Source organism: Paragemmobacter straminiformis, from assembly GCF_014243445.1.
Taxonomy (GTDB): domain Bacteria; phylum Pseudomonadota; class Alphaproteobacteria; order Rhodobacterales; family Rhodobacteraceae; genus Paragemmobacter; species Paragemmobacter straminiformis.
On sequence record NZ_JACLQD010000005.1, the window covers coordinates 1 to 24,058 of the forward strand.

At 64.1% G+C, this 24,058-nt stretch carries 20 protein-coding genes and 1 tRNA gene; 14 read left to right on the forward strand and 7 right to left on the reverse strand.

Going from position 1 to position 24,058, the window contains the following annotated elements; genetic code table 11:
• From H7F16_RS15515 to H7F16_RS15535, 5 genes are all read right to left on the reverse strand, one after another.
• The coding region (locus H7F16_RS15515; RefSeq protein WP_185798551.1) for an electron transfer flavoprotein subunit beta/FixA family protein at positions 1–400 on the reverse strand (400 nt) is incomplete at its 3' end.
• A 132-nt stretch (positions 401–532) separates the two neighbouring features.
• Positions 533–1,111, reverse strand: a complete 579-nt coding sequence (locus tag H7F16_RS15520) for a cob(I)yrinic acid a,c-diamide adenosyltransferase (RefSeq protein WP_185798552.1) — start codon at positions 1,109–1,111, stop codon at positions 533–535.
• Positions 1,111–1,314 carry a twin transmembrane helix small protein gene (locus H7F16_RS15525; protein WP_185798553.1) on the reverse strand — a complete coding sequence of 68 codons (204 nt, stop codon included), beginning with the start codon at positions 1,312–1,314 and terminating at the stop codon, positions 1,111–1,113. The genes H7F16_RS15520 and H7F16_RS15525 overlap by 1 nt, the downstream gene beginning before the upstream one ends.
• A 94-nt stretch (positions 1,315–1,408) precedes the next feature.
• Positions 1,409–2,233 (reverse strand): SDR family oxidoreductase, encoded by an 825-nt coding sequence (locus tag H7F16_RS15530; RefSeq protein ID WP_185798554.1) that lies wholly within the window; start codon positions 2,231–2,233, stop codon positions 1,409–1,411.
• 124 nt (positions 2,234–2,357) lie between these two features.
• Positions 2,358–2,912, reverse strand: coding sequence for an SH3 domain-containing protein (locus tag H7F16_RS15535; protein ID WP_185798555.1), 555 nt, complete (start codon positions 2,910–2,912; stop codon positions 2,358–2,360).
• Positions 2,913–3,047: 135 nt separating this feature from the next.
• Between H7F16_RS15535 and H7F16_RS15540 the strand changes: the two genes are divergently transcribed.
• On the forward strand, positions 3,048–5,351 hold the full coding sequence (locus tag H7F16_RS15540; RefSeq protein ID WP_185798556.1) for a DNA topoisomerase IV subunit A: 2,304 nt from the start codon (positions 3,048–3,050) through the stop codon (positions 5,349–5,351).
• Positions 5,352–5,555: 204 nt separating this feature from the next.
• On the opposite strand, the gene H7F16_RS15545 is transcribed toward H7F16_RS15540, so the two are convergent.
• Positions 5,556–6,914: a cytochrome P450 gene (locus tag H7F16_RS15545; protein ID WP_185798557.1), complete on the reverse strand. Its 1,359-nt coding sequence runs from the start codon at positions 6,912–6,914 to the stop codon at positions 5,556–5,558.
• 136 nt (positions 6,915–7,050) lie between these two features.
• Between H7F16_RS15545 and H7F16_RS15550 the strand changes: the two genes are divergently transcribed.
• Complete coding sequence (locus H7F16_RS15550) at positions 7,051–7,710, forward strand: hypothetical protein (RefSeq protein WP_185798558.1); 660 nt, start codon at positions 7,051–7,053, stop codon at positions 7,708–7,710.
• 112 nt (positions 7,711–7,822) lie between these two features.
• Entirely contained in the window at positions 7,823–8,998 is a 1,176-nt protein-coding gene (gene tuf / locus H7F16_RS15555) for an elongation factor Tu (protein WP_185798559.1), read from the forward strand.
• A gap of 60 nt (positions 8,999–9,058) precedes the next feature.
• On the opposite strand, the gene H7F16_RS15560 is transcribed toward tuf, so the two are convergent.
• Positions 9,059–9,280, reverse strand: a complete 222-nt coding sequence (locus tag H7F16_RS15560; protein WP_185798560.1) for a DUF2798 domain-containing protein — start codon at positions 9,278–9,280, stop codon at positions 9,059–9,061.
• A 120-nt stretch (positions 9,281–9,400) separates the two neighbouring features.
• On the opposite strand from H7F16_RS15560, the gene H7F16_RS15565 reads away from it, so the two are divergent.
• The 11 genes from H7F16_RS15565 to H7F16_RS15615 all read left to right on the forward strand — a co-directional run bounded on the left by H7F16_RS15565 (position 9,401) and on the right by H7F16_RS15615 (position 24,037).
• A tRNA-Trp gene (locus H7F16_RS15565) sits at positions 9,401–9,476 on the forward strand.
• 149 nt (positions 9,477–9,625) lie between these two features.
• Positions 9,626–10,786 (forward strand): hypothetical protein, encoded by a 1,161-nt coding sequence (locus H7F16_RS15570; RefSeq protein WP_185798561.1) that lies wholly within the window; start codon positions 9,626–9,628, stop codon positions 10,784–10,786.
• Positions 10,787–10,873: 87 nt separating this feature from the next.
• Positions 10,874–11,065: a preprotein translocase subunit SecE gene (gene secE / locus H7F16_RS15575; RefSeq protein WP_185798562.1), complete on the forward strand. Its 192-nt coding sequence runs from the start codon at positions 10,874–10,876 to the stop codon at positions 11,063–11,065.
• 163 nt (positions 11,066–11,228) lie between these two features.
• The gene (gene nusG, locus H7F16_RS15580) at positions 11,229–11,762 is read left to right on the forward strand and encodes a transcription termination/antitermination protein NusG (protein ID WP_185798563.1); all 534 of its coding nucleotides are present in this window, start codon (positions 11,229–11,231) and stop codon (positions 11,760–11,762) included.
• A gap of 92 nt (positions 11,763–11,854) precedes the next feature.
• Positions 11,855–12,307, forward strand: coding sequence for a 50S ribosomal protein L11 (rplK, locus tag H7F16_RS15585; RefSeq protein ID WP_185798564.1), 453 nt, complete (start codon positions 11,855–11,857; stop codon positions 12,305–12,307).
• A 4-nt stretch (positions 12,308–12,311) separates the two neighbouring features.
• A complete protein-coding gene (gene rplA / locus H7F16_RS15590) occupies positions 12,312–13,010 on the forward strand; it encodes a 50S ribosomal protein L1 (RefSeq protein ID WP_185798565.1) in 699 nt (232 codons plus the stop codon).
• 420 nt (positions 13,011–13,430) lie between these two features.
• Positions 13,431–13,946 (forward strand): 50S ribosomal protein L10, encoded by a 516-nt coding sequence (gene rplJ, locus H7F16_RS15595; protein ID WP_185798566.1) that lies wholly within the window; start codon positions 13,431–13,433, stop codon positions 13,944–13,946.
• Between the two features lie 72 nt (positions 13,947–14,018).
• Entirely contained in the window at positions 14,019–14,396 is a 378-nt protein-coding gene (rplL, locus tag H7F16_RS15600; RefSeq protein WP_185798567.1) for a 50S ribosomal protein L7/L12, read from the forward strand.
• Positions 14,397–14,644: 248 nt separating this feature from the next.
• Entirely contained in the window at positions 14,645–18,778 is a 4,134-nt protein-coding gene (rpoB, locus tag H7F16_RS15605) for a DNA-directed RNA polymerase subunit beta (protein WP_185798568.1), read from the forward strand.
• A 100-nt stretch (positions 18,779–18,878) separates the two neighbouring features.
• Positions 18,879–23,114: a DNA-directed RNA polymerase subunit beta' gene (gene rpoC, locus H7F16_RS15610; RefSeq protein ID WP_185798569.1), complete on the forward strand. Its 4,236-nt coding sequence runs from the start codon at positions 18,879–18,881 to the stop codon at positions 23,112–23,114.
• A gap of 107 nt (positions 23,115–23,221) precedes the next feature.
• Positions 23,222–24,037, forward strand: coding sequence for a glycosyltransferase (locus H7F16_RS15615; protein ID WP_185798570.1), 816 nt, complete (start codon positions 23,222–23,224; stop codon positions 24,035–24,037).
• The last annotated feature ends 21 nt before the right edge of the window (positions 24,038–24,058 follow it).

Here is a 24,058-nt window from a genome sequence, read left to right on the forward strand (position 1 = left end):
TCTGCCCCGTGGCGTTCATGTCATTGTCGATGGCCTGCTTGCCGCAAAGCACCAGACCCGGACCCTCTTCCTTGACCACGGCCGCCAGCAGCTTGGCCACGGAAAGGGGTTCGATGTCGGTATGCACGTCCGCCGCCGCCTCGATCAGGATGGCACGGTCGGCACCCATCGCCAGCGCGGTCCGCAAGGTCTCCTGCGACTGCTTCACGCCGATCGAGACCACGACAACCTCGGTCGCGATCCCCTTCTCGCGCAGACGAATCGCCTCTTCCACGGCAATCTCGTCAAAGGGGTTCATCGACATCTTCACATTCGCCAGATCGACCCCCGATCCGTCCGCCTTAACACGGACCTTCACGTTGTAGTCGATCACCCGTTTGACAGGCACCAGAACCTTCATGCGGAAATCTCCCTGTTCGGGCCCGCGCGGGGCCTATTCAAGCTCTCGCGGCCTAAGTAATGAATCGCGCGGGCAGACAACAGACCAAATGCGACAGCAAATCGCGGCGCTACGTCGCGTTCTACCGGCCGTTCACCCCTCGCGGGTCAGTCCGGGCACCCAAAGGACATCATCCTTGCCGTCGTTGTTGGCGATCCGGCCTGCGACGAAGAACCAGTCCGACAGCCGGTTGAGGTATTTGACCGCCTCGGGGTTGACCGATTCCATCGTCGCCGTCTCGACCACCAGCCGCTCGGCGCGGCGGCAGACGGTGCGGCACAGGTGCATCTGCGCGGCCAACCGCGACCCGCCCGGCAGGATGAACGACCGCAGCGGCGTCAGCCGCGTGTTCATCGCGTCGATCTCGCGCTCCAGCCGCAGCACCTGCGCCTCTTGCATCCGCAAGGGCGTATAGGGCAACTGCGCGTCAAGATGCATGTCGGGCGTGCAAAGGTCGGCCCCCAGATCGAACAGATCGTTCGACACCCGCGCCAGCGCAAGTTCGATCTCGCCTTCCGCGAATTGCCGCGCCAGACCGACGGTGGCATTGGTTTCGTCCACCGTCCCGTAGGCCGAAACCCGCAGCGAGTGTTTTGCGACCCGCGCGCCGTTGCCCAGCGCGGTTTCGCCCGCGTCACCCGTCTTGGTGTAGATCTTCGACAGAACGACCATCAGCGACCCCCGTGGAAATAGGCAAAAGCCACGATCACCGCCACCGCCACCGCCTGCGCGATGATCCGGTAGCGCATCAGCTTGTTGGCATTCCTGCGGTTGAACTCGCCCCCTTTGGCGAAGCTGCCGATGCCGAACATCAGGATCGCCAGCACGACAAGCGCCGAAACCGAGGCGAGAATGAACAACGGGTCGCCCGACATGGCAGTGATCCTTTCCGTAATCTCTCTGGGCGTGATCTAGGGGGGATCGGGCAAAAAGCGAAAGGGGAAAACGAGAAATCTTTTCCCCGACGCCCTAGCCGTTCCGCGCGATCACAAGGTCAAGCGCCCATGTCGGCAGAATGCGGCGCAACAGCCCCGCGATATGCGTCGGCGTGGTGACGTAATAGCGCGCCCTTGGCCGCGCGCTTTCCACCGCATGCACCAGCTTTTCGGTCACCGCACTTGGCGCAAGCTCAAAGGCATCCGGCCCGCGCCTGTTGTAAAGCCGGTCGCGCAGCCTTTCGTAATCGGCACGGCGGGCCGACGCCTCCCAGTCGATCCATTTCTCGAAATGCGGGATGGCGTTCTGGCGGAATTTCGTCCCGATGGGGCCCGGCTCGATCAGCGCCACCGCGATCCCGGTTCCGGCCAGTTCCATCCGCAGCACATCGGTCAGCCCCTCGAGGCCGAATTTCGTCGCCACATAGGCCCCGCGCCAGGCTGCCCCCACGATGCCCAGAACCGACGAGCATTGCACGATCCGCCCATGCCCCTGCGCCCGCATCACCGGAATGACGCGCCGCGTCAGGTCGTGCCAGCCGAACAGGTTCACCTCGAAAATCTCGCGCAAGGCGCCGCGCGGCAAATCCTCGACGGCACCGGGCACGGCATAGGCCCCGTTGTTGAACAGCGCGTCAAGCGTGCCGCCCGTGCGGTCCAGCACTTCGGCCAATGCGGTCTCGATGCTGGCCTCGTCGGCATAGTCCAGCCGGAAACTCTCGAACCCCTCGCCGCGCAGCCTGTCGCAATCGGCCTCTTGCCGGCAGGTGGCAAAGACGCGCCAGCCCCGCGCCCGCATCCCCAAGGCCGCATCCAGCCCGATGCCCGAGGAACAGCCCGTAATCAGGATCGACCGCATAGCAAACTCTCCCCGCGAAACGCGACAGGCTTTCTTAGGCGCTGGGGCGGCGCTTGGCAAATCCCGGCCCCGTCATTTGGCCCCGTCATTTGGCCCCGTCATTTGGCCCCGTCATCCGGCCCCGTCATCCGGCCGTGGCCAGTCGCGTTTCCGCAGGGGGTGCATCGGTCAAAAGCGACTTGTGGACAAAGCCCGCAACGGTGCCATCGGCGGCGCGCAGGCGCACCCAGCCGTTCGGCTCGGACCACAGCACCCAGACTTCGCCCCCGCGACCGATCTTGCCGGCAAGGGCGCTGCGCTTGTTCGGGCCAGAGCGGACATTGGCGGTATTGGCCGTAACCCAGCGCCGCGCGAGGTTGGCAGGTTCGGCGGGCGCCATCGCGGTCTTGTGGCGGTCAAGCGTCGCCAGCACCAGCGCCGCCAGCCTTTCGTTCGCCGTGACGCGCGCGGGCAAATTTTTTGCGGCAGGCACCGCCCCGCCATGCCCCGCGGCTTCGGTCACCTGCGGGCCGATCCGCACGGGGCGCTTCGGCGCGGGCAAGACGCGGATGCCGCTTTCGCGTCCTTGCGCGGCCATGACCACGGGCGCGACCGCCGAAGTTTTCCGCGCGGGGCCATCGCCCCAGATCACCATGCCGCAATACAGCGCCAGACACAGCGACACCAACAACTTGAACACGACTCTTACCCCGAAACCGGCTACCGCGCGTTGAATAGCACGGCCCCGTGCCATCGCGTCAACGATTCCCGCCCTTGCGGCAGGCGTCCCCATTTCCGGCTGGACCGGACCGCTGCGGCGAATTACACAACATCCATGTCAGAATTGCCCGAAGACCCCAATACTCAGTCCGTTACCCTGTCCGAACCGCTGTCCCGCGCCATCGGCGAGCGGTATCTGACCTATGCGCTGTCCACCATCATGCACCGCGCGCTTCCCGATGCGCGCGACGGGCTGAAACCGGTTCACCGCCGCATCCTCTATGCGATGCGCGAATTGCGGCTGTCCGCGACGGGGGGCTTTCGCAAATCGGCCAAGATTTCCGGCGACGTCATGGGCAACTACCACCCGCATGGCGACGCCGCGATCTATGACGCGATGGCCCGTCTGGCGCAGGACTTCAACGTCCGCTACCCGCTGGTCGACGGGCAGGGCAACTTCGGCAACATCGACGGCGACAATCCGGCCGCCTCGCGCTACACCGAAGCCCGCCTGACCGCGATCGCCGAAACCCTGATGGAGGGTCTGGCCGAGAACGCGGTCGACTTCCGCCCCAATTACGACGGCACGCTGGAAGAACCCGTGGTCATGCCCGCGTCCTTCCCGAACCTGCTGGCCAACGGCTCGTCGGGCATCGCGGTCGGCATGGCCACGAACATCCCGCCGCACAACCTCGACGAACTGGTGTCGGCCTGTCAGGCGATGCTGAAAGACCCCGATCTGTCCGACAGCGCCATCGTCGCCCTCGTTCCCGGCCCCGATTTCCCGACCGGCGGCGTGCTGGTCGAACCGCGCGAGAATATCCTCGAAGCCTATCGCACGGGGCGCGGATCCTTCCGCCTGCGTGCGAAATGGGAGGTCGAGGATCTCGGTCGCGGCATGTGGCAGATCGTCGTCACCGAAATTCCCTATCAGGTCGCGAAATCCAAGCTGATCGAAAAACTGGCCGAGGTGATCCAGACCAAGAAGGTTCCGATCCTCGCCGATGTCCGTGACGAATCCGCCGACGATGTCCGCATCATCCTCGAACCGCGCACCCGCACGGTCGAACCCGAGATGCTGATGCAGATGCTGTTCCGCAACACCGATCTCGAGACCCGTTTCGCGCTCAACATGAACGTGCTGATCGACGGCAAGGTGCCCAAGGTCTGCTCGCTCAAAGAGGTGCTGCGCGCCTTCCTCGACCACCGCCGCGACGTGCTGAAACGCCGCTCCGAACACCGCGTCGAAAAGATCGACCACCGGCTCGAGGTGCTCGAAGGGCTTATCATCGCCTATCTGAACCTTGACCGCGTGATCGACATCATCCGCTACGACGAAGATCCCAAGGCCGCGCTCATGGCCGAAGACTGGGGCAAGCCGCACAAGCGGGCCATGTCGGAAAAAGACTATGTCCCCCCCGCCGCAGCCGAGGGCGAGCTGACCGAACTGCAGGCCGAGTCGATCCTGAACATGCGCCTGCGGTCCTTGCGGCGTCTCGAAGAGATCGAGCTGAACCGCGAACGCGACACGCTGATGAAGGAACGCGCCGATCTGGCCGACCTTCTGGAAAGCGACCGCCGCCAGTGGAAGCGCATCGGCGAGGAACTCGAGGACATCCGCAAGAAATTCGGCAAGGACGCCCCCGGCGGCGCCCGCCGGACCCTCTTTGCCGACATGGGCGATGTCGAGGAAGTCCCCTTCGAGGCGATGATCGACCGCGAGCCGATCACCGTCATATGTTCGAAAATGGGCTGGATCCGCGCCATGAAAGGCCATGTCGCGCTGGATTCCGATGTGAAATTCAAGGACGGCGACGAAGGCCGCTTCCTGTTCCACGCCGAAACCACCGACAAGATCCTGCTTATCGGCTCGAACGGGCGCTTTTACACGCTCCTCGGCGCGAACCTTCCCGGCGGGCGCGGCATGGGCGAACCTGTGCGCCTGATGGTCGACCTGCCCAACGAATGCGAAATCACCGATCTGATGATCTTCCGCTCCGGCGAGAAGCTGCTGGTGGCCTCGACGGCGGGCGACGGTTTCATCGTCCCCTCTGAAGAGGTTCTGGCCCAGACCCGCGCGGGCAAGGCGGTTCTGACCCTGCGCGATGGCGTCAAGACCGCGCTGTGCCGCCGCGTCACGGGCGATACCGTCGCCGTGGTGGGCGACAACCGCAAGGTTCTGATCTTCCCCTTGGCGGAACTGCCCGAAATGGCCAAGGGCAAGGGTGTCCGGCTCCAGAAATACAAGGACGGTGGCCTGTCGGACGCCATCACCTTCACGCTGGCCGATGGCCTGTCATGGAAAGACCCCGCAGGCCGCACCCGCACCGAAACCGTCCTGACCGACTGGCAAGGCCCCCGCGCCGGTTCGGGCAAGATGGCCCCGCGCGGCTTCCCGCGCGACAACCGCTTTACCTGACGGGCGACCCCCAACAACGAAACGCCCCGAAACGAAACGCCCGGAACCAAGGGCATGGCTCCGGGACGCGCACTCGTACGACACATACTCTTTACGGCCGCCGTTGGGCGGTATCGATATTCCTATACAAAAGTGCAACAAGCACAACCTATCCGAAAGTTCCCGCGCGCCAAGTCAAGTGCACGTGGCAAGGATGTGACACAGTCACACGGGCGTCGCCTGCAACCAGACCCCGCCTTCGGGCCGTAGCGTCAGGATCATGACGGGCTTCGGATCGCGACCGCGCACGGGGTCGAAACGGAACCGCGCCAGCAGCGTCGCAAGGATGATTACCGCCTCTTGCAGCGCGAAATTCGCCCCGATGCAGATGCGCGGCCCGTCGCCGAAGGGCAGATAGGCGAAGCGCTCGCCCTTGTAGCCGCCGGCAAAACGGTCGGGGTCGAAGCGGTCGGGGTCGGGCCACAGCTTGTGGTGGCGATGCAGCGCATAGATGGGCAAGATCACCGTATCCCCGCGCCGCACCTCGCGCCCGCACAGCTCGTCTGCCGCCCGCGCCGTGCGCGACAGGAAGGCGGCGGGCGGATACATCCGCAACGCCTCGTCCACCACTTGCCGGATATAGGGCAGGGCGGCCACATCCGCCGCCACCGCCGCCCGATCTCCCAGCACGCCCCGCGCCTCGGCCCGCGCCCGCTCTTGCACGGTTTGGTCAAAGGCGCACAGGTAAAGCGACCATGCCAACGTCAGCGCGGTCGTCTCGTGCCCCGCGACGATAAAGGTCAGCAGGTTGTCGCGCAGCTCGGCCGTCGTCATCCGGCGGCCGCTCTTGGGGTCCGCGCCCTCCATCATCAGGTCCAGCAGGTCCGGAATCTCCGGCCCGCCCTCGGCCTTGCGCCGCTCGATTGCGCCATCGGCCACCCGCTTCATCTCGCGCACACCGCTCTGCGACAGCATCCGCGACGGGCGCGGCAGCCATGTCGGCGCGCCGATCACATCCAGAAACGACACTTTCGCCGTCTGCGAAATGTAGCTCTCGATGGATTTGTGGATCGCGTCACGGTCAAACCCGCCCCCGCCCGAAAAGGTCACATCCGAAATCACCTCGAAGGTCGCGGTCACCATCTCGTCGAACACATCGACCGCGCGGCCCACCGTGCCGCCGATCCGCGCCACCGCCCGCGTCGCCGCCGCCGTCATCACGGGGGCCAGCGCCGCCACGTTGCGATGGCTGAACACGGGCGCCGCCGTCCGCCGCTGCCACAGCCATTCCTGCCCCTCGGCCACGAACATCGACTTGCCGATGCCGGGCTCCAGAATCAGCTTGGTCACATCCGACTTCGGATACTCCTCGACCTTGTCGCGCAGGATCCGCTTCAGCGCCTCGGGGTCCATCACCATATGCCACCGTTTGCCCGTCACCCCCGAGATGATCGGCGCATGGGTGGCGATTTCGGGGATCAGCTCCAGCACGTTCCGCCGCCCTGCCCGCAGGGTTCCGAACACGCCCAAAGGCTCGGTCGCCAAGGGCACGCGCACAGGCAGAATGTCGGGCGAGTCGAGCATGTGAACCTCATTTCCGTTCCCTGTAAGATAGGCGCTGCCCCCCTTTCGGAAAGGCCACGATTGCGCGACGGGGCGGCTGCGGCTATCCAGACCAGCGGGCTCTTGCTCGGCCCCCCACACAGGAACCGGAAAATCCATGCGCGCACTCCGTCTGACGGCCCTCTGCCTTGGCCTTGCCCTGACCGCGGCCTGCCAGAAGAACGACCTCAAGGATCCTCCGGCCCCCTTGGGCAACTTCGCCCTCGGGCTGAACATCGTCGTGGCCGACAACGTGCAGAAAGTGCCGATCTCGCGCAACGCGACCCCCGACGAATGGGAGACCGCGATGAAACAGGCCGTCTCCGACCGTTTCGGGCGCTACTCGGGCAGCAAACTCTACAACATCGGCATTTCCGTCGACGGCTACGCGCTTGCGCCTCCGGGCATTCCCGTCGTCGCCGCGCCGAAATCGGTGCTGGTCATCACGGCCAACATCTGGGACGACGCCGCCCAGACCAAACTGAACGTCGAGGGCAAGCAGATCACCGTTTTCGAAAGCCTCTCGGGCGAGACCGTGATCGGCACGGGCCTGACGCGCAACAAGAAGCAGCAGATGGAAGCCCTGTCCTACAACGCCGTGAAGAAGGTCGAGGAATGGTTGCTCGACAATCCCGAATGGTTCGGCCTTCCGCCCGGCTATCGTCCCTCGGGGCCGCGCACCGCGCCCAAGTTCGACATGGACGCCCCGCCGCTGCCCGCAGCCGACCCCTCGGCCCGCCCGCCGGTGCGGCCGGTCGTTCCCGCTCCGGCGGGCTGAACCGCGCCCCCGCGTCATTGCGCCTTTCGGCTTGATTTTCCCCTTGCGGCGGCATAAGTCGCCGCCCGTGTAGCACAGGGCCACATCGGCCCCCCAAATTCGAGGCCCGACCATGGCAAAGGCAAAGTTTGAACGGACCAAACCGCACGTCAACATCGGCACGATCGGCCACGTTGACCACGGCAAGACGACGCTGACGGCGGCGATCACCAAGTACTTCGGCGAATTCCGCGCTTACGACCAGATCGACGGCGCCCCGGAAGAGCGCGCGCGCGGGATCACGATCTCGACGGCGCACGTTGAATACGAGACCGAGAACCGTCACTACGCGCACGTCGACTGCCCCGGCCACGCCGACTATGTGAAGAACATGATCACGGGCGCCGCCCAGATGGACGGCGCGATCCTCGTCTGCGCCGCGTCCGACGGCCCGATGCCGCAAACGCGCGAGCACATCCTGCTCGGCCGCCAGGTGGGTATCCCCTACATGGTCTGCTACATGAACAAGGTCGACCTTGTTGATGACGCGGAACTGATCGAACTCGTGGAAATGGAACTGCGCGAGCTGTTCTCGTCCTACGAATACCCGGGCGACGATATCCCGATCATCAAGGGCTCGGCCCACCAGGCGATGATCGGCGAGCGCAAGGACATCGGTGAAGACTCGATCCGCGCGCTTCTGGCGGCGGTCGACTCCTACATCCCGACGCCGGCGCGTGCGATCGACCAGCCCTTCCTGATGCCGATCGAAGACGTGTTCTCGATCTCGGGCCGTGGCACGGTTGTGACGGGCCGCATCGAGCGTGGCGTGATCAACGTCGGCGACGAAGTCGAAATCGTCGGCATCCGCGACACGAAGAAATCGACCTGCACGGGCGTCGAGATGTTCCGCAAGCTGCTTGACCGCGGTGAAGCCGGCGACAACGTCGGCGTGCTGCTGCGCGGCATCGACCGCGAAGGCGTCGAGCGCGGCCAGGTGCTGTGCAAGCCGAAGTCGGTGAACCCGCACACGAAGTTCGAAGCCGAAGCCTACATCCTGACCAAGGAAGAAGGCGGCCGCCACACCCCGTTCTTCGCCAACTACCGTCCGCAGTTCTACTTCCGCACGACCGACGTGACCGGGACCGTGCAACTGCCGGAAGGCACCGAGATGGTGATGCCGGGCGACAACCTGAAGTTCAACGTCGAACTGATCGCCCCGATCGCGATGGAAGAGAAGCTCCGCTTCGCCATCCGTGAAGGCGGCCGCACCGTCGGCGCAGGCGTCGTCTCGAAAATCATCGAGTGACCGTCTGATCCGGTCGGACCGAACGGAACGCGCAGGGGGCAACCCCTGCGCGTTTTGCTTTCAGGCCGTCAGCCGCCCGACGATGCGCCGCGCGATCGGCGCTACGACCAGCACGGTCGGAAAGGCCAGCGCCCATGACACCGCCCAGTTTCCCGCCCAAAGCGCGGGAAAATCGGGGCCAAGCCCGAGGGCGCGAAAGGTCGACAATCCCGACACGATGCAGGACATCAGCCCCGACAGGATGAAGCCGAACAGGATTTGCGAATAGCGGGCGGGGATCATGGGGCAGGGGCCTTCCGAAGGAAAATGCAGCCCCCGCAATAGACCGCCATTTTCCCCGCGCCAAGCGCCCATTCGCCCCTTGATTTCCCCCCGCCCATGCCGTAACTCGCCCTCAGGCCTAGGAGTTTAGCTCAGTTGGTAGAGCATCGGTCTCCAAAACCGAGGGTCGTGGGTTCGAGTCCCCCAACTCCTGCCATCTTTCCCCCCGCCGTGTGATTTCGGGGGTGAAAGCGGGCCTTGCCGTCAAAAAGCCATAATTGACCCCGCCACTTGACCCCATGCGCCGCGTTTCGGGCGCAGCGGTCTTTTATCCGACGTCTGTCTTGTGTCTGTGCGAGTGATCCCATGTCCCTTTTCCGCCTTGCCCTGGGCCGGTTTTTCGCAGCCCTTCTGGCCCTTGCCCTTCTTTCCCTGTCGCTCGGCGCTCTGTCTCTGGCCCGCCAGCACCACGCCGCCCGCAGCGCGGCACTTGACGCGCCGCCCCCGGACCTCATCCCCTTGGGCGCGCTTCCCCCCGATACTCCGCCCTTGGCCGAAGTGAACCTGCGCGCCGCCATCGCCGCCGCCGTCGATGTGGCCCTTCCCGTCGGCAACGGCAGGCTTTACCTTCTTGCCGATCCCGCGCGGCCGACCGCCGCGCCGCAGGCCGCCCTTCTGGTGCCCCCCTCCGACCTCGCCGCCGCCGAAAGCCTGATCGCGCAAGCCACCCTCGGCACCGCGCAGGGCGGCGGTCCGGTCATCGCGCTGAACGGCACGCTTTCCACCCCGATCTGGATCCGGCAGGCCGAAGCCGCTGCCGCCGATGCGCATCGCCCCCTTGCCGCCGATATGCCCTTCATCCGCCCCTTCTACGACGGGCGCGCCGCAGGTCTTGCGCCCTCGCCGTTGGACTATGCGGTTCCGGCGGTCTGCTTTTCGCTGTTTCTCGCCTTCATGGCCGTGCAGGTCGCGCAGGCCCTGCGCCTGAACCACGCGCGCCATGTCCTGCGCGGCCTGTCGCAGCTTGACGCGCAGGTCGAGAAGATGGCCGTCGCCTCGGCCGATACCGCGCCCGAGGGGATGCACTGGGCCACCCTCGCCGCCCGCCGGTCGGAATTGCGCCAGCGCCGCCAGCGGCTCGAAGCGCAGCTGCATCGCGGCAGAACCGACAGCCGTGGCCCGTGGCTCTGGGTCGGGCTGATCGTGGCCGGTGGCGCCGCAGGTCTCGTGCCGCAGCGGCTCTTGTCGGAACGCGTGGCCTCCCATCTGCTCGGGGCCGACCTGACCGGCCTTCTGGCCCGCACGGGTCATGCGGCACAGGGCCTTGGCCTCGACAGCCTCGCGGCACTTCCGGGCGACCTTCTGGCCCAGGGCGTGCTTTTGCTGCTCGGCCCGCAATCCATCGGTCTTGCCGGAACGCTGCGCATGCTGCCCGTCACGGTCTGGATCGCGCTCCTCGCCATTCTCGTGCTGGTGCTGCAACGCCGCGCCGAAAACCGCCGCGCCGAACGGGGCCACCTGCGCTGACCCGCGCCCCCGCCCAGCGTGCTTGAATTCCCGCGCCGCAGCAGATATCTGGGGCGCTGATCTATCCCTCCCACCGGACCGGACCCAATGGCAAGCAAGACCACCCCCTTCCAGTTCCTCCAGCAGGTCCGCACCGAAGTCGGCAAGGTCGTCTGGCCCTCGCGCCGCGAAGTCGTGCTGACCACGATCATGGTCTTCATCATGGCCGCGCTGACCGCGACCTTCTTCAGCCTCGTCGACATGGCCATCCGTTTCGGCTTGCGGTTGATCCTCGGCTAAGGGCGAAACCGCCGTTTCTCCTTGAAATCGGGGGGCCGGGCCTGTATTCGCCCCCTGTTCGTGGAACATCCGGCGCGCAGCGATTCGTGTTGCGCGCTGTTTTTTGTTCCGGAAACACCAAGAATTGCAGGGGGCACTTGCCCCGAAACGTAAGGGACGAAGCATGGCCAAGCGCTGGTATTCGGTAAGCGTTCTCTCGAACTTCGAGAAGAAGGTTGCCGAGCAGATCAAGCAAGCCGTGGCGGACGCCGGTCTTCAGGAAGAGATCGACGAAGTGCTCGTGCCCACCGAAGAGGTGCTCGAAGTCCGTCGCGGCAAGAAGGTGACGTCCGAACGCCGCTTCATGCCGGGCTACGTTCTGGTGCGGATGGAAATGACCAACCGCGGCTACCACCTCATCTCCTCGATCAACCGCGTCACGGGCTTCCTTGGCCCGCAGGGCAAGCCGATGCCCATGCGCGACGCCGAGGTGAACTCGATCCTGAACCGCGTGGAAGAGGGCGAGGTTGCACCCCGCAACCTGATCCGCTTCGAGATCGGCGAGAAAGTCAAAGTGACCGATGGCCCGTTCGAGGGCTTCGACGGCATGGTGGAAGAGGTCGACGAAGACCACAGCCGCCTGAAAGTCTCGGTCTCGATCTTCGGCCGCGCAACGCCGGTCGAACTGGAATTCACGCAGGTCACCAAAGGGGCCTGAGTGCATCGCGTGGGAGGCGAGCGCCCTGTTACGGGGTGACGGACCGGACCACTAAACCGCACCATCCGGTGCTGTGAAAAAGGAGATGGCCTATGGCCAAGAAGATTATCGGCAGCCTCAAGCTGCAAGTCAAAGCGGGTCAAGCCAACCCGTCCCCGCCGGTCGGTCCGGCACTGGGCCAGCGCGGCCTGAACATCATGGCGTTCGTCAAGGAATTCAACGCCAAGACCGCCGACATCGCGCCGGGCACGCCCACGCCCGTCATCATCACCTACTATCAGGACAAGTCGTTCAGCCTCGAATTCAAGACGGCTCCGGCTTCCTTCCTGCTCAAGGCCGCCGCGGGCCTGCCCCCCGTGGGCAAGCGCAACCGCGCCAAGGGCTCGTCCAAGCCCGGCCGCGAAGTTGCGGGTTCGGTGACGGTCGCGCAGGTGCGCAAGATCGCTGAAACGAAGATGAAGGACCTCAACGCCAACTCGATCGAGGCTGCGATGCAGATCATCCTCGGTTCGGCGAAGTCCTGCGGCATCGAAGTGAAGGGCTGACACCATGGCAAAGCTCGGCAAGCGCACCAAAGCTGCGCAAGAAGTCTTCGGCACCGCGATGAACGTCTCGGTCGAAGAAGCACTGGCCCTGATCAAAAAGGGCGCCACCGCGAAATTCGACGAGACCGTCGAAATCGCCATGAACCTCGGCGTCGACCCGCGCCACGCAGACCAGATGGTCCGCGGCGTGGTCCAGCTGCCGAACGGCACGGGTAAAACCGTCCGCGTCGCCGTCTTCGCCCGTGGCGCCAAGGCTGATGAAGCCAAGGCCGCAGGGGCTGACATCGTCGGCGCCGAAGACCTGATGGAAACCATCATGTCCGGCAAGATCGAGTTCGACCGTTGCATCGCGACGCCGGACCTGATGCCGCTGGTCGGCCGTCTCGGCAAGATCCTCGGCCCGCGCAACCTGATGCCGAACCCCAAGGTCGGCACCGTGACGATGGACGTGAAAACCGCTGTCGAAGCGGCCAAGGGCGGCGAAGTGCAGTTCAAGGTCGAAAAAGCGGGCGTCATCCACGCCGGCGTCGGCAAGGTCTCGTTCGACACCGAGAAACTGGCGCAGAACATCCGCGCTTTCGTCGATGCCGTCACCCGCGCCCGTCCGTCGGGTGCCAAGGGCGCTTACCTGAAAAAGGTCTCGCTCTCGTCCACGATGGGCCCCGGCGTTTCGGTCGACCTGTCCTCGGCCACGGCCAACTGATCCGGCCCTTCGGGCCAAACGGGGGGCGGTCCGCAAGGGCCGCCCTTCGTCTTTCCGCCGTCCCGTTCCGGCAGGGCTTTACGCCGCCCGATTTTTGCGCTGAACTGTGCCGCACAATCAGGAACGGACAGACCCGCTGCAAAACTTGCAAGCCGGGCTTGGAAACCGCCGCGTTAGCCTCTATAGCCACAATCTGCGCTGTCTGACCGATTCGTCGGTTGGTCCGCGCATTTCGTCCGAGACGGTGGGTGCAGGGCAAATGCCTTCGCTTAATTTCCCTCCTGAGATGAGAGAACGAGACAAATTTCCGGGGGGTTCCCTCGGGCGATATTGGCCTCGGGACATCATTCGGACCCGAACGCCCCCGCTTCTTGGGGGATAAATGAGCCGGGGGGAAACCCCCACACTTGGAGTGAAACTGTGGATAGAGCCCAGAAAGAGAAAGTGGTCGAGGAACTCGGCCAGATCTTCGAAAGCTCTGGCGTTGTGGTGATCGCTCACTACACGGGTATGACGGTTAAACAGATGCAGGACCTGCGCGCCAAAATGCGCGAAGTTGGCGGGTCCGTACGCGTTGCCAAGAACAAGCTCGCCAAGATCGCCCTTGAAGGGAAACCCGGCGTCAAGATGGGTGACCTGCTCACGGGCATGACCGTGCTCGCCTATTCGGAAGACCCTGTCGCAGCCGCGAAGGTCACCGAAGCCTATGCCAAGGGGAACGACAAGTTCGTGATCCTCGGCGGGGCAATGGGCGATACCGTTCTTGACCAGGCTGGTGTGAAAGCCGTGGCCTCCATGCCGTCGCGCGAAGAGCTCATCGCTCAGATCGTGTCGTGCATCGGTGCGCCCGCCTCGAACATCGCCGGTGCGATTGGCGCGCCTGCTTCGAACATCGCAAGCATCCTGTCGACCATCGAGGAAAAGGCTGCAGCGTAAGCTGCGTCCCGCCCTTACCCGCGTGAGAAACCCTCACAGCGTTGGACCCCATCTTTATAACGGAATGAGCAAATGGCTGATCTGAACAAACTCGCCGAAGACATCGTCGGTCTGACCCTCCTGCAGGCGCAGGAACTCAAGACCATCCTGAAAGACAAGTACGGCATCGAGCCGGCTGCCGGTGGCGCCGTCATGATGGCCGCTGGCCCGGCTGCCGCTGCTGCCGCTCCGGCCGAAGAGCAGACCGAATTCGACGTCGTCCTGACCGACGCCGGCGCGAACAAGATCAACGTGATCAAAGAAGTTCGCACCATCACCGGTCTGGGCCTGAAAGAAGCCAAGGACCTCGTGGAAGCTGGCGGCAAGGTCAAAGAGCAAGTCTCGAAAGCCGACGCCGAAGGCTTCAAGAAAACCCTTGAAGCTGCTGGCGCCAAGGTCGAGCTCAAGTGATCGTGTTGGGTGCGTTGACGCGCACCTGAACCGAAAATTCAAGGCTGGGTCCGGTCCAATCCGGGCCCAGCCGAACCTGTCTTGAAAGGGGCACCGACAGGTGCATCTTTCTAGGCGTGGTTCAAGGTTCGGGAGCTTTCCGGTGGGACGGAAAGCATGAATGGAACCTGACACCCCTTTCGCCAAGCGGCGCGACCGTGGCCCCGACGGATGCGCCCCTGCGACACGAGAAAAAGGTGACGACGAGCATGGCGCAAGCTTACGTTGGTCAGAAACGCATCCGCCGCTATTACGGCAAGATCCGTGAAGTCCTCGAGATGCCGAACCTCATCGAGGTTCAGAAGTCCTCCTACGACCTGTTCCTGAAATCGGGCGATGGCCCGAAGCCCGCCGATGGCGAAGGCATTCAGGGCACGTTCCAGTCGGTCTTCCCGATCAAGGACTTCAACGAGACGGCGGTGCTCGAATTCGTGAAATACGAACTCGAGAAGCCCAAGTACGACGTTGACGAATGCCAGAGCCGCGACATGACGTTCGCAGCCCCGCTCAAGGTGACGCTGCGCCTGATCGTGTTCGATGTCGATGAAACCACGGGCGCCCGCTCGGTCAAGGACATCAAGGAACAAGACGTCTACATGGGCGACATGCCCCTGATGACCTCGAACGGCACCTTCATCGTGAACGGCACCGAACGTGTGATCGTGTCGCAGATGCACCGTTCGCCCGGCGTGTTCTTCGACCACGACAAGGGCAAGACCCACTCCTCGGGCAAGCTGCTGTTCGCCTGCCGGATCATTCCCTACCGCGGTTCGTGGCTCGATTTCGAATTCGACGCCAAGGACATCGTTTTCGCGCGCATCGACCGCCGCCGCAAACTGCCGGTGACGACCCTGCTCTATGCCCTCGGCATGGACCAGGAGGCGATCATGGACGCCTATTACGAGACGGTGACCTACAAATACGTGAAGAACAAAGGCTGGGTCACGCGCTTCTTCCCGAACCGTGTCTCGGGCACCCGCCCGACCTACGACCTCGTCGATGCCGCGACCGGTGAAGTGATCCTCAAGGCGGGCGAAAAAGCCACGCCGCGCATGGTCAAGAAATGGCGCGACGAAGGCGCCGTCACCGAACTGCTGGTGCCTTACGACTACATCCTCGGCCGCTACGTCGCCAAGGACATCATCAACGAGGAAACCGGCGAGATCTGGGTCGAAGCCGGCGACGAGCTGACGATGGAATACGACCGCGACGGCACGCCCAAGGGCGGGTCGGTCAAGCTGCTGCTCGATCAGGGCATCACCGAGATTCCGGTCCTCGACATCGACAACGTCAACGTCGGTCCCTACATCCGCAACACGATGGCGGCAGACAAGAACATGGGCCGCGACACCGCGCTCATGGACATCTACCGCGTCATGCGTCCGGGCGAACCGCCGACCGTCGAAGCCGCAAGCCAGCTTTTCGACACGCTGTTCTTCGATAGCGAACGCTACGACCTCTCGGCCGTCGGCCGCGTCAAGATGAACATGCGCCTCGACCTCGGCAAGCCCGACACCCAGCGCACGCTCGACCGCGACGACATCATCGCCTGCATCAAGGCGCTGACCGAGCTGCGCGACGGCAAGGGCGAAATCGACGACATCGACCACCTCGGCAACCGCCGTGTGCGCTCGGTGGGCGAGCTGATGGAAAACCAGTATCGCGTCGGCCTCCTGCGCATGGAGCGCGCGATCAAGGAACGCATGTCGTCCGTCGAAATCGACACGATCATGCCGCAAGACCTGATCAACGCGAAACCGGCCGCCGCCGCGGTGCGTGAATTCTTCGGCTCCTCGCAGCTGTCGCAGTTCATGGACCAGACCAACCCGCTGTCCGAAGTGACGCACAAGCGTCGCCTCTCGGCCCTCGGGCCGGGCGGTCTGACCCGCGAACGCGCCGGCTTCGAAGTGCGCGACGTCCACCCGACCCACTATGGCCGGATGTGCCCCATCGAAACGCCCGAAGGCCAGAACATCGGCCTGATCAACTCGCTGGCGACCTTTGCCCGCGTGAACAAATACGGCTTCATCGAGACCCCCTACCGCAAGGTGATCGACAACAAGGTGACCGACGAGGTCGTCTACATGTCCGCGACCGAGGAAATGCGCCACACCGTGGCGCAGGCCAACGCCGCGCAGGACGCCGATGGCCGCTTCACCGATGACCTGATCTCCAGCCGGAAATCGGGCGAATTCATGCTGAACCCGCCGGATGCGATCGACCTGATCGACGTGTCCCCGAAGCAGCTTGTCTCGGTCGCGGCCTCGCTGATCCCCTTCCTCGAAAACGACGACGCGAACCGCGCCCTCATGGGCTCGAACATGCAACGTCAGGCGGTTCCGCTGCTGCAATCCGACGCGCCTTTCGTCGGGACCGGCATCGAAGCCGTGGTCGCACGTGACTCGGGCGCCGCCATCATGGCGCGCCGTGCCGGCGTGATCGACCAGGTGGACGCCACCCGTATCGTCGTGCGTGCGACGGAAATGCTCGAACCCGGCGAACCGGGCGTCGACATCTACCGCCTGCGCAAGTTCAAGCGGTCGAACCAGTCGTCCTGCATCAACCAGCGCCCGCTGGTCAAAGTGGGCGACACGGTCGGTCGCGGCGAAGTGGTGGCTGACGGTCCCTGCACCGACATGGGCGAACTTGCCCTCGGCCGGAACGTGGTCGTCGCCTTCATGCCGTGGAACGGCTACAACTACGAAGACTCGATCCTGATCTCGGAACGCATCCTGCGCGACGACGTCTTCACCTCGATCCACATCGAGGAATACGAAGTCGCCGCCCGCGATACGAAACTCGGCCCGGAAGAGATCACCCGCGACATCCCGAACGTCGGCGAAGAAGCCCTTCGCAACCTCGACGAAGCGGGCATCGTCTACATCGGCGCCGAAGTGCAGCCGGGCGACATCCTTGTCGGCAAGATCACCCCCAAGGGCGAAAGCCCGATGACGCCGGAAGAAAAACTTCTGCGCGCCATCTTCGGTGAAAAGGCCTCGGACGTCCGCGACACCTCGCTCCGTCTGCCCCCCGGGGCCTACGGCACGATCGTCGAAGTGCGGGTTTTCAACCGCCACGGCGTGGACAAGGACGAACGCGCGCTCCAGATCGAGCGTGAGGAAGTCGAACGCCTCGCCCGCGACCGCGACGACGAACTCGTGATCCTCGAGCGGAACATCTACGCGCGTCTCAAAACGCTGATCATGGGCAAGACCGCCGTCAAGGGGCCGAAAGGCATCCGCGCCGGCTCGACCATCGACGACGAACTGCTGGGCACGCTGTCGCGCGGCCAGTGGTGGCAACTGGCGCTTGGCGAAGAAGCCGAAGCCAAGGACGTCGAAGCCCTGCACGACCAGTTCGAAGCGCAGAAACGCGCGCTCGAACTGCGCTTTGAAGACAAGGTCGAAAAGGTCCGCCGTGGCGACGATCTGCCCCCCGGCGTGATGAAGATGGTCAAGGTGTTCGTCGCGGTGAAGCGCAAGCTGCAACCCGGCGACAAGATGGCCGGTCGTCACGGCAACAAGGGCGTCATCTCCAAGGTCGTCCCGATCGAGGACATGCCCTTCCTTGCCGACGGCACCGCTGTCGACCTCGTTCTGAACCCGCTCGGCGTGCCGTCGCGGATGAACGTGGGCCAGATCCTCGAAACCCACATGGGCTGGGCCGCACGCGGTCTGGGCCTGCGGATCGACGAGGCGCTGAAGGAATATCGCCGCTCGGGCGACATGACCCCGGTGCGCGAAGCGATGCGTCTGGCTTACGGCGACGAAACCTATGACGACGCTTTCGGTGACGTGACCGAAGACCAGTTCCTCGAAATGGCCGGCAACGTCACCCGTGGCGTTCCGATCGCTTCGCCGGTCTTCGACGGCGCCAAAGAGATCGACGTCAACGACGCGCTGACGCGGGCGGGCTTTGACACCTCGGGTCAATCCGAAGTGTTCGATGGCCGCACGGGCGAGAAATTCGCCCGCAAGGTCACCGTGGGCGTGAAATACATGCTCAAGCTGCACCACCTTGTCGACGACAAGCTGCACGCCCGTTCGACGGGTCCGTACAGCCTCGTGACCCAGCAACCGCTGGGCGGCAAGGCGCAGTTCGGTGGCCAGCGTCTCGGCGAGATGGAGGTCTGGGCGCTCGAAGCCTACGGCGCCGCCTACACCCTGCAGGAAATGCTGACGGTGAAGTCGGACGACGTGGCAGGCCGCACCAAGGTCTACGAAAGCATCGTCAAGGGCGAGGACAACTTCGAAGCCGGCGTGCCGGAATCGTTCAACGTCCTTGTCAAGGAAGTGCGGGGCCTCGGCCTCAACATGGAACTCCTGGATGCGGAGGATGAGTGACGCGGTAGGTGCGCCCTAGGGCACACCGCAACGGGTGCGCGCCAGCCGCGCACCCCCACCGCCGACAATCCCCCGCCGCCCCCATTCATAAGGCTATGAAATGAACCAGGAACTCTCGACCAACCCGTTCAACCCGGTTGCGCCGATCAAGACCTTCGACGAGATCAAGATCTCTCTGGCCTCGCCCGAGCGGATCCTCTCGTGGTCCTTCGGCGAGATCAAGAAGCCGGAAACCATCAACTACCGCACGTTCAAGCCGGAACGTGACGGTCTGTTCTGCGCCCGTATCTTCGGGCCGATCAAAGATTACGAATGCCTCTGCGGCAAATACAAGCGCATGAAATATCGCGGCGTCGTCTGCGAAAAATGCGGCGTGGAAGTCACCTTGCAAAAGGTGCGGCGCGAGCGGATGGGCCATATCGAACTGGCCGCCCCCGTTGCCCACATCTGGTTCCTGAAATCGCTGCCCAGCCGGATCGGCCTCATGCTCGACATGACGCTGCGCGATCTGGAACGCATCCTCTACTTCGAAAACTACGTCGTGATCGAACCGGGTCTGACCGACCTGACCTACGGCCAGCTGATGACCGAGGAAGAATTCCTCGACGCGCAGGACCAGTATGGCGCCGACGCCTTCACCGCCAACATCGGCGCCGAGGCGATCCGCGAGATGCTGGCCGCCATCGACCTTGAATCCACCGCAGACCAGCTGCGCGAGGACCTCAAGGAAGCGACGGGCGAGCTGAAGCCGAAGAAGATCATCAAGCGTCTGAAGATCGTCGAGAGCTTCCTTGAATCGGGCAACCGCCCCGAGTGGATGGTGCTGACCGTGCTTCCGGTGATCCCGCCGGAACTGCGCCCGCTCGTCCCGCTCGATGGCGGCCGCTTCGCCACCTCGGACCTGAACGACCTTTACCGTCGCGTCATCAACCGCAACAACCGCCTCAAGCGCCTGATCGAGCTGCGTGCGCCCGACATCATCGTGCGCAACGAAAAGCGCATGTTGCAGGAAGCCGTCGACGCGCTCTTCGACAACGGCCGCCGCGGCCGCGTGATCACGGGCACCAACAAGCGCCCGCTGAAATCGCTCTCCGACATGCTCAAGGGCAAGCAGGGCCGCTTCCGCCAGAACCTTCTCGGCAAGCGGGTCGACTTCTCGGGCCGTTCGGTCATCGTGACGGGTCCGGAACTCAAGCTGCACCAGTGCGGCCTGCCCAAGAAGATGGCGCTCGAACTCTTCAAGCCCTTCATCTACTCGCGGCTTGAGGCGAAGGGTCTGTCCTCGACCGTCAAACAGGCCAAGAAGCTGGTCGAAAAGGAACGCCCCGAGGTTTGGGACATCCTTGACGAAGTGATCCGCGAACACCCCGTCCTGTTGAACCGTGCGCCCACGCTGCACCGTCTGGGGATTCAGGCCTTCGAACCGATCCTGATCGAAGGCAAGGCGATCCAGCTGCACCCGCTCGTCTGCTCGGCCTTCAACGCCGACTTCGACGGTGACCAGATGGCCGTCCACGTGCCGCTTTCGCTGGAAGCCCAGCTCGAAGCGCGCGTTCTGATGATGTCGACGAACAACGTCCTCTCGCCCGCCAACGGCGCGCCCATCATCGTTCCCTCGCAGGACATGGTGCTTGGCCTTTACTACACCACCATGAACCGCAAGGGCATGGTCGGTGAAGGCATGGCCTTTGCCGATATCGACGAAGTCGAACACGCGCTCGCCTCGGGGGCCGTGCATCTGCACGCCTCGATCAAGGCGCGGATCCGCCAGATCGACGAAGAAGGCAACGAGGTGTGGAAGCGTTTCGACACCACGCCGGGCCGTCTGCGCCTTGGCAACCTTCTGCCGCTGAACGCGAAAGCACCTTTCGATCTGGTGAACCGCCTGCTGCGGAAGAAAGACGTGCAAGCCGTCATCGACACCGTCTACCGCTACTGCGGCCAGAAAGAGTCGGTGATCTTCTGTGACCAGATCATGGGTCTCGGCTTCCGCGAAGCCTTCCGCGCCGGCATCTCCTTCGGCAAGGACGACATGCTGATCCCCGATTCCAAATGGACCATCGTGAACGAGGTTCGCGATCAGGTTAAGGAATTCGAACAGCAGTACATGGACGGCCTGATCACCCAGGGCGAAAAGTACAACAAGGTCGTCGACGCCTGGTCCAAATGCTCGGACAAGGTGGCGGGCGAGATGATGGCCGAAATCTCGGCCGTGCGTTACGACGACGCCGGTGCCGAGAAAGAGCCGAACTCGGTCTACATGATGTCGCACTCGGGTGCGCGGGGTTCGCCGGCCCAGATGAAGCAGCTTGGCGGGATGCGCGGCCTGATGGCCAAGCCCTCGGGCGAGATCATCGAAACGCCGATCATCTCGAACTTCAAGGAAGGTCTGACCGTTCTCGAATACTTCAACTCGACCCACGGCGCCCGCAAGGGCCTTGCGGATACCGCGCTGAAGACCGCGAACTCGGGCTACCTGACCCGTCGTCTGGTGGACGTCGCGCAAGACTGCATCGTGCGCTCGCACGATTGCGGAACCGAGCGTGCGATCACCGCCGAAACCGCCGTCAACGACGGTGAAGTGGTGCAAACCCTCGCCGACCGCGTCCTTGGCCGCGTGGCTGCCGATGATGTCATCATCCCCGGCACCGACGAAGTCGTGGTCGCCCGTGGCGAGCTGATCGACGAACGTCGCGCCGACCTGATCGACCAGGCCGGCATCACCGTCATGCGCATCCGTTCGCCGCTGACCTGCGAAGCGGAAGAGGGCGTTTGCGCCATGTGCTACGGGCGTGACCTCGCCCGCGGTACGATGGTGAACGAAGGCGAAGCGGTCGGCATCATCGCCGCCCAGTCCATCGGCGAACCCGGCACGCAGCTGACGATGCGGACCTTCCACATCGGCGGCATCGCGCAGGGCGGGCAGCAGTCCTTCCTCGAAGCCAGCCAAGAAGGCCGGATCGAGTTCCGCAACGCCTCGCTTCTGTCCAACGCCAACGGCGAGCAGATCGTGATGGGCCGTAACATGTCCATCGCCATCGTCGACGAGGGTGGCGCGGACCGTGCGGTTCACAAGGTCACCTATGGCGCCAAGATCCACGTGGCCGACGGTGCGACCGTGAAGCGCGGCGCCAAGCTGTTCGAATGGGACCCCTACACCCTGCCGATCATCGCCGAAAAGGGCGGTGTCGCGCGCTTCGTCGACCTGATCTCGGGCATCTCGGTGCGCGAAGACACCGACGACGCGACCGGCATGACCCAGCGCATCGTCTCCGACTGGCGCTCGGCCCCCAAAGGGAACGAGCTGAAGCCGGAAGTGATCGTGATGGACCCCGCCACGGGCGAACCCGTGCGGGCCGAAAACGGCAACCCGATCAGCTACCAGATGTCGGTTGACGCGATCCTCTCGGTCGAAGACGGCCAAGAGATCAAGCCCGGCGACGTCGTGGCCCGTATCCCGCGCGAAGGCGCACGGACCAAGGACATCACCGGTGGTCTGCCGCGCGTGGCCGAACTCTTCGAGGCCCGCCGTCCGAAAGACCACGCGATCATCGCGGAAATGGACGGCTACGTCCGCTTCGGCAAAGACTACAAGAACAAGCGCCGCATCACGGTCGAACCCGTCGATGAGACGCTGCAAGCCGTCGAATACATGATCCCCAAGGGCAAGCACATTCCGGTTCAGGAAGGCGACTTCGTCCAGAAGGGCGATTACATCATGGACGGCAACCCGGCCCCGCACGACATCCTGCGCATTCTGGGTGTCGAGGCTCTGGCCAACTACATGATCGACGAAGTGCAGGACGTGTATCGCCTGCAAGGCGTGAAGATCAACGACAAGCACATCGAGGTGATCGTTCGCCAGATGCTGCAAAAGCTCGAAGTGCTGGACGGTGGCGACACCACCCTGCTCAAGGGCGAACAGGTCGAGAAGATCGAACTGGATGAAGAAAACCTGCGCGCCCGCAACCGTGGCGGCCGCGAAGCCAAGGCCGAGCCGGTTCTGCTCGGGATCACCAAGGCCTCGCTGCAAACGCGCTCCTTCATCTCGGCGGCCTCGTTCCAGGAAACCACCCGCGTGCTGACCGAGGCTTCGGTTCAGGGCAAGCGCGACAAGCTGGTTGGCCTGAAAGAGAACGTGATCGTCGGTCGTCTGATCCCGGCCGGCACCGGTGGTGCCACCAGCCGCGTGAAGAAGATCGCCGCCGACCGCGACCAGAACGTGATCGACGCGCGCCGCTCCGACGCCGAAACCGCAGCGGCCATTGCCGCGCCGGTTCCGATGACGGCCGACGAAGTCGTCTTTGCGAACTTCAGCGACGACAGCCGCGATTGATCTTGCGGAAATGACATGACAGGGGCCGTCGCAGCGATGCGGCGGCCCCTTCGCTTTTGGCCCCGCCGCTGCTAGGCTTGCCCCTGTCGTGCAAGGGACCAGTGCAAATGACGTTCAAGAACCGCATCGCCGGGTTGATCCGCTTTTCCTACCCCGCGCTTTCCGGCTTCAGCGTCAAGCCCGACGATCCCTCGCGCTTGCAGGCGATGCTTTATGACCGCCCCCGCCTTGAACGCCGCTTCGCCCTGTTCGAGGCGCTCTGCCTCCCCTCGCTGCTGGCGCAAAGCGACCCCGATTTCGAAACCCTCATCCTTGTCGGAACCGATCTGCCCGACTGGGCGCGCGACAGGTTGCTGTCGGGGATCGCGCCGCTTGGCGCGCGCCTCGTCGCACTGCCGCCGATGCACCATTATCCGGCCGTCCAGACCGCATTCGCCAGCCTCGCCGATAGGGGCCACAGCCATCTCACCAGCTTCCGCCTCGACGATGACGACGCGCTCGACCGCGACCATATCGCCCGGCTGCGCCGCATCGCGCAGGGCGTTGCGGCCTTTACCGCAACCCCCTTTGCCGTCACGCAGAATCGCGGCCTTTTCGTCGACCTGACCGGCAAGGAACCGCAGTTCGTCGAAGCCACCGAAAAGATGCCGCTGTCGGTCGGCGTGGCACTTTGCGCGCCCGCCGGCTATGGCGACAACATCTTCCGCCGCAACCACCGCCTCTTGCCGCAGTTCTTCACCACCTTTTCGGACGCCACCGAAATGGCCTACCTGCGCAGCATCCACGGCGGCAACGACAGCACCGCCCACACCACCGGCGTCGTGACCGACCGTTCCCCGGCCGAGGCGTCGGCCCTGCTTGGCGCGCATTTCGCCACGACCCCCGCCATGCTGAACCGTCTGGTTTCGGCCCTCCGCTCCTGATAGCCATCCGCACAGGAGAGA

What these genes read in the sequence shown, in the direction of transcription:
- H7F16_RS15520 (WP_185798552.1), bottom strand. Translation starts at nt 1,111, where the DNA reads ATGGTCGTTCTGTCGAAGATCTACACCAAGACGGGTGACGCGGGCGAA.
- H7F16_RS15525 (WP_185798553.1), bottom strand. Translation starts at nt 1,314, where the DNA reads ATGTCGGGCGACCCGTTGTTCATTCTCGCCTCGGTTTCGGCGCTTGTC.
- H7F16_RS15530 (WP_185798554.1), bottom strand. Translation starts at nt 2,233, where the DNA reads ATGCGGTCGATCCTGATTACGGGCTGTTCCTCGGGCATCGGGCTGGAT.
- H7F16_RS15540 (WP_185798556.1), top strand. Translation starts at nt 3,048, where the DNA reads ATGTCAGAATTGCCCGAAGACCCCAATACTCAGTCCGTTACCCTGTCC.
- H7F16_RS15545 (WP_185798557.1), bottom strand. Translation starts at nt 6,914, where the DNA reads ATGCTCGACTCGCCCGACATTCTGCCTGTGCGCGTGCCCTTGGCGACC.
- H7F16_RS15550 (WP_185798558.1), top strand. Translation starts at nt 7,051, where the DNA reads ATGCGCGCACTCCGTCTGACGGCCCTCTGCCTTGGCCTTGCCCTGACC.
- tuf (WP_185798559.1), top strand. Translation starts at nt 7,823, where the DNA reads ATGGCAAAGGCAAAGTTTGAACGGACCAAACCGCACGTCAACATCGGC.
- H7F16_RS15560 (WP_185798560.1), bottom strand. Translation starts at nt 9,280, where the DNA reads ATGATCCCCGCCCGCTATTCGCAAATCCTGTTCGGCTTCATCCTGTCG.
- H7F16_RS15570 (WP_185798561.1), top strand. Translation starts at nt 9,626, where the DNA reads ATGTCCCTTTTCCGCCTTGCCCTGGGCCGGTTTTTCGCAGCCCTTCTG.
- secE (WP_185798562.1), top strand. Translation starts at nt 10,874, where the DNA reads ATGGCAAGCAAGACCACCCCCTTCCAGTTCCTCCAGCAGGTCCGCACC.
- nusG (WP_185798563.1), top strand. Translation starts at nt 11,229, where the DNA reads ATGGCCAAGCGCTGGTATTCGGTAAGCGTTCTCTCGAACTTCGAGAAG.
- rplK (WP_185798564.1), top strand. Translation starts at nt 11,855, where the DNA reads ATGGCCAAGAAGATTATCGGCAGCCTCAAGCTGCAAGTCAAAGCGGGT.
- rplA (WP_185798565.1), top strand. Translation starts at nt 12,312, where the DNA reads ATGGCAAAGCTCGGCAAGCGCACCAAAGCTGCGCAAGAAGTCTTCGGC.
- rplL (WP_185798567.1), top strand. Translation starts at nt 14,019, where the DNA reads ATGGCTGATCTGAACAAACTCGCCGAAGACATCGTCGGTCTGACCCTC.
- rpoB (WP_185798568.1), top strand. Translation starts at nt 14,645, where the DNA reads ATGGCGCAAGCTTACGTTGGTCAGAAACGCATCCGCCGCTATTACGGC.
- rpoC (WP_185798569.1), top strand. Translation starts at nt 18,879, where the DNA reads ATGAACCAGGAACTCTCGACCAACCCGTTCAACCCGGTTGCGCCGATC.
- H7F16_RS15615 (WP_185798570.1), top strand. Translation starts at nt 23,222, where the DNA reads ATGACGTTCAAGAACCGCATCGCCGGGTTGATCCGCTTTTCCTACCCC.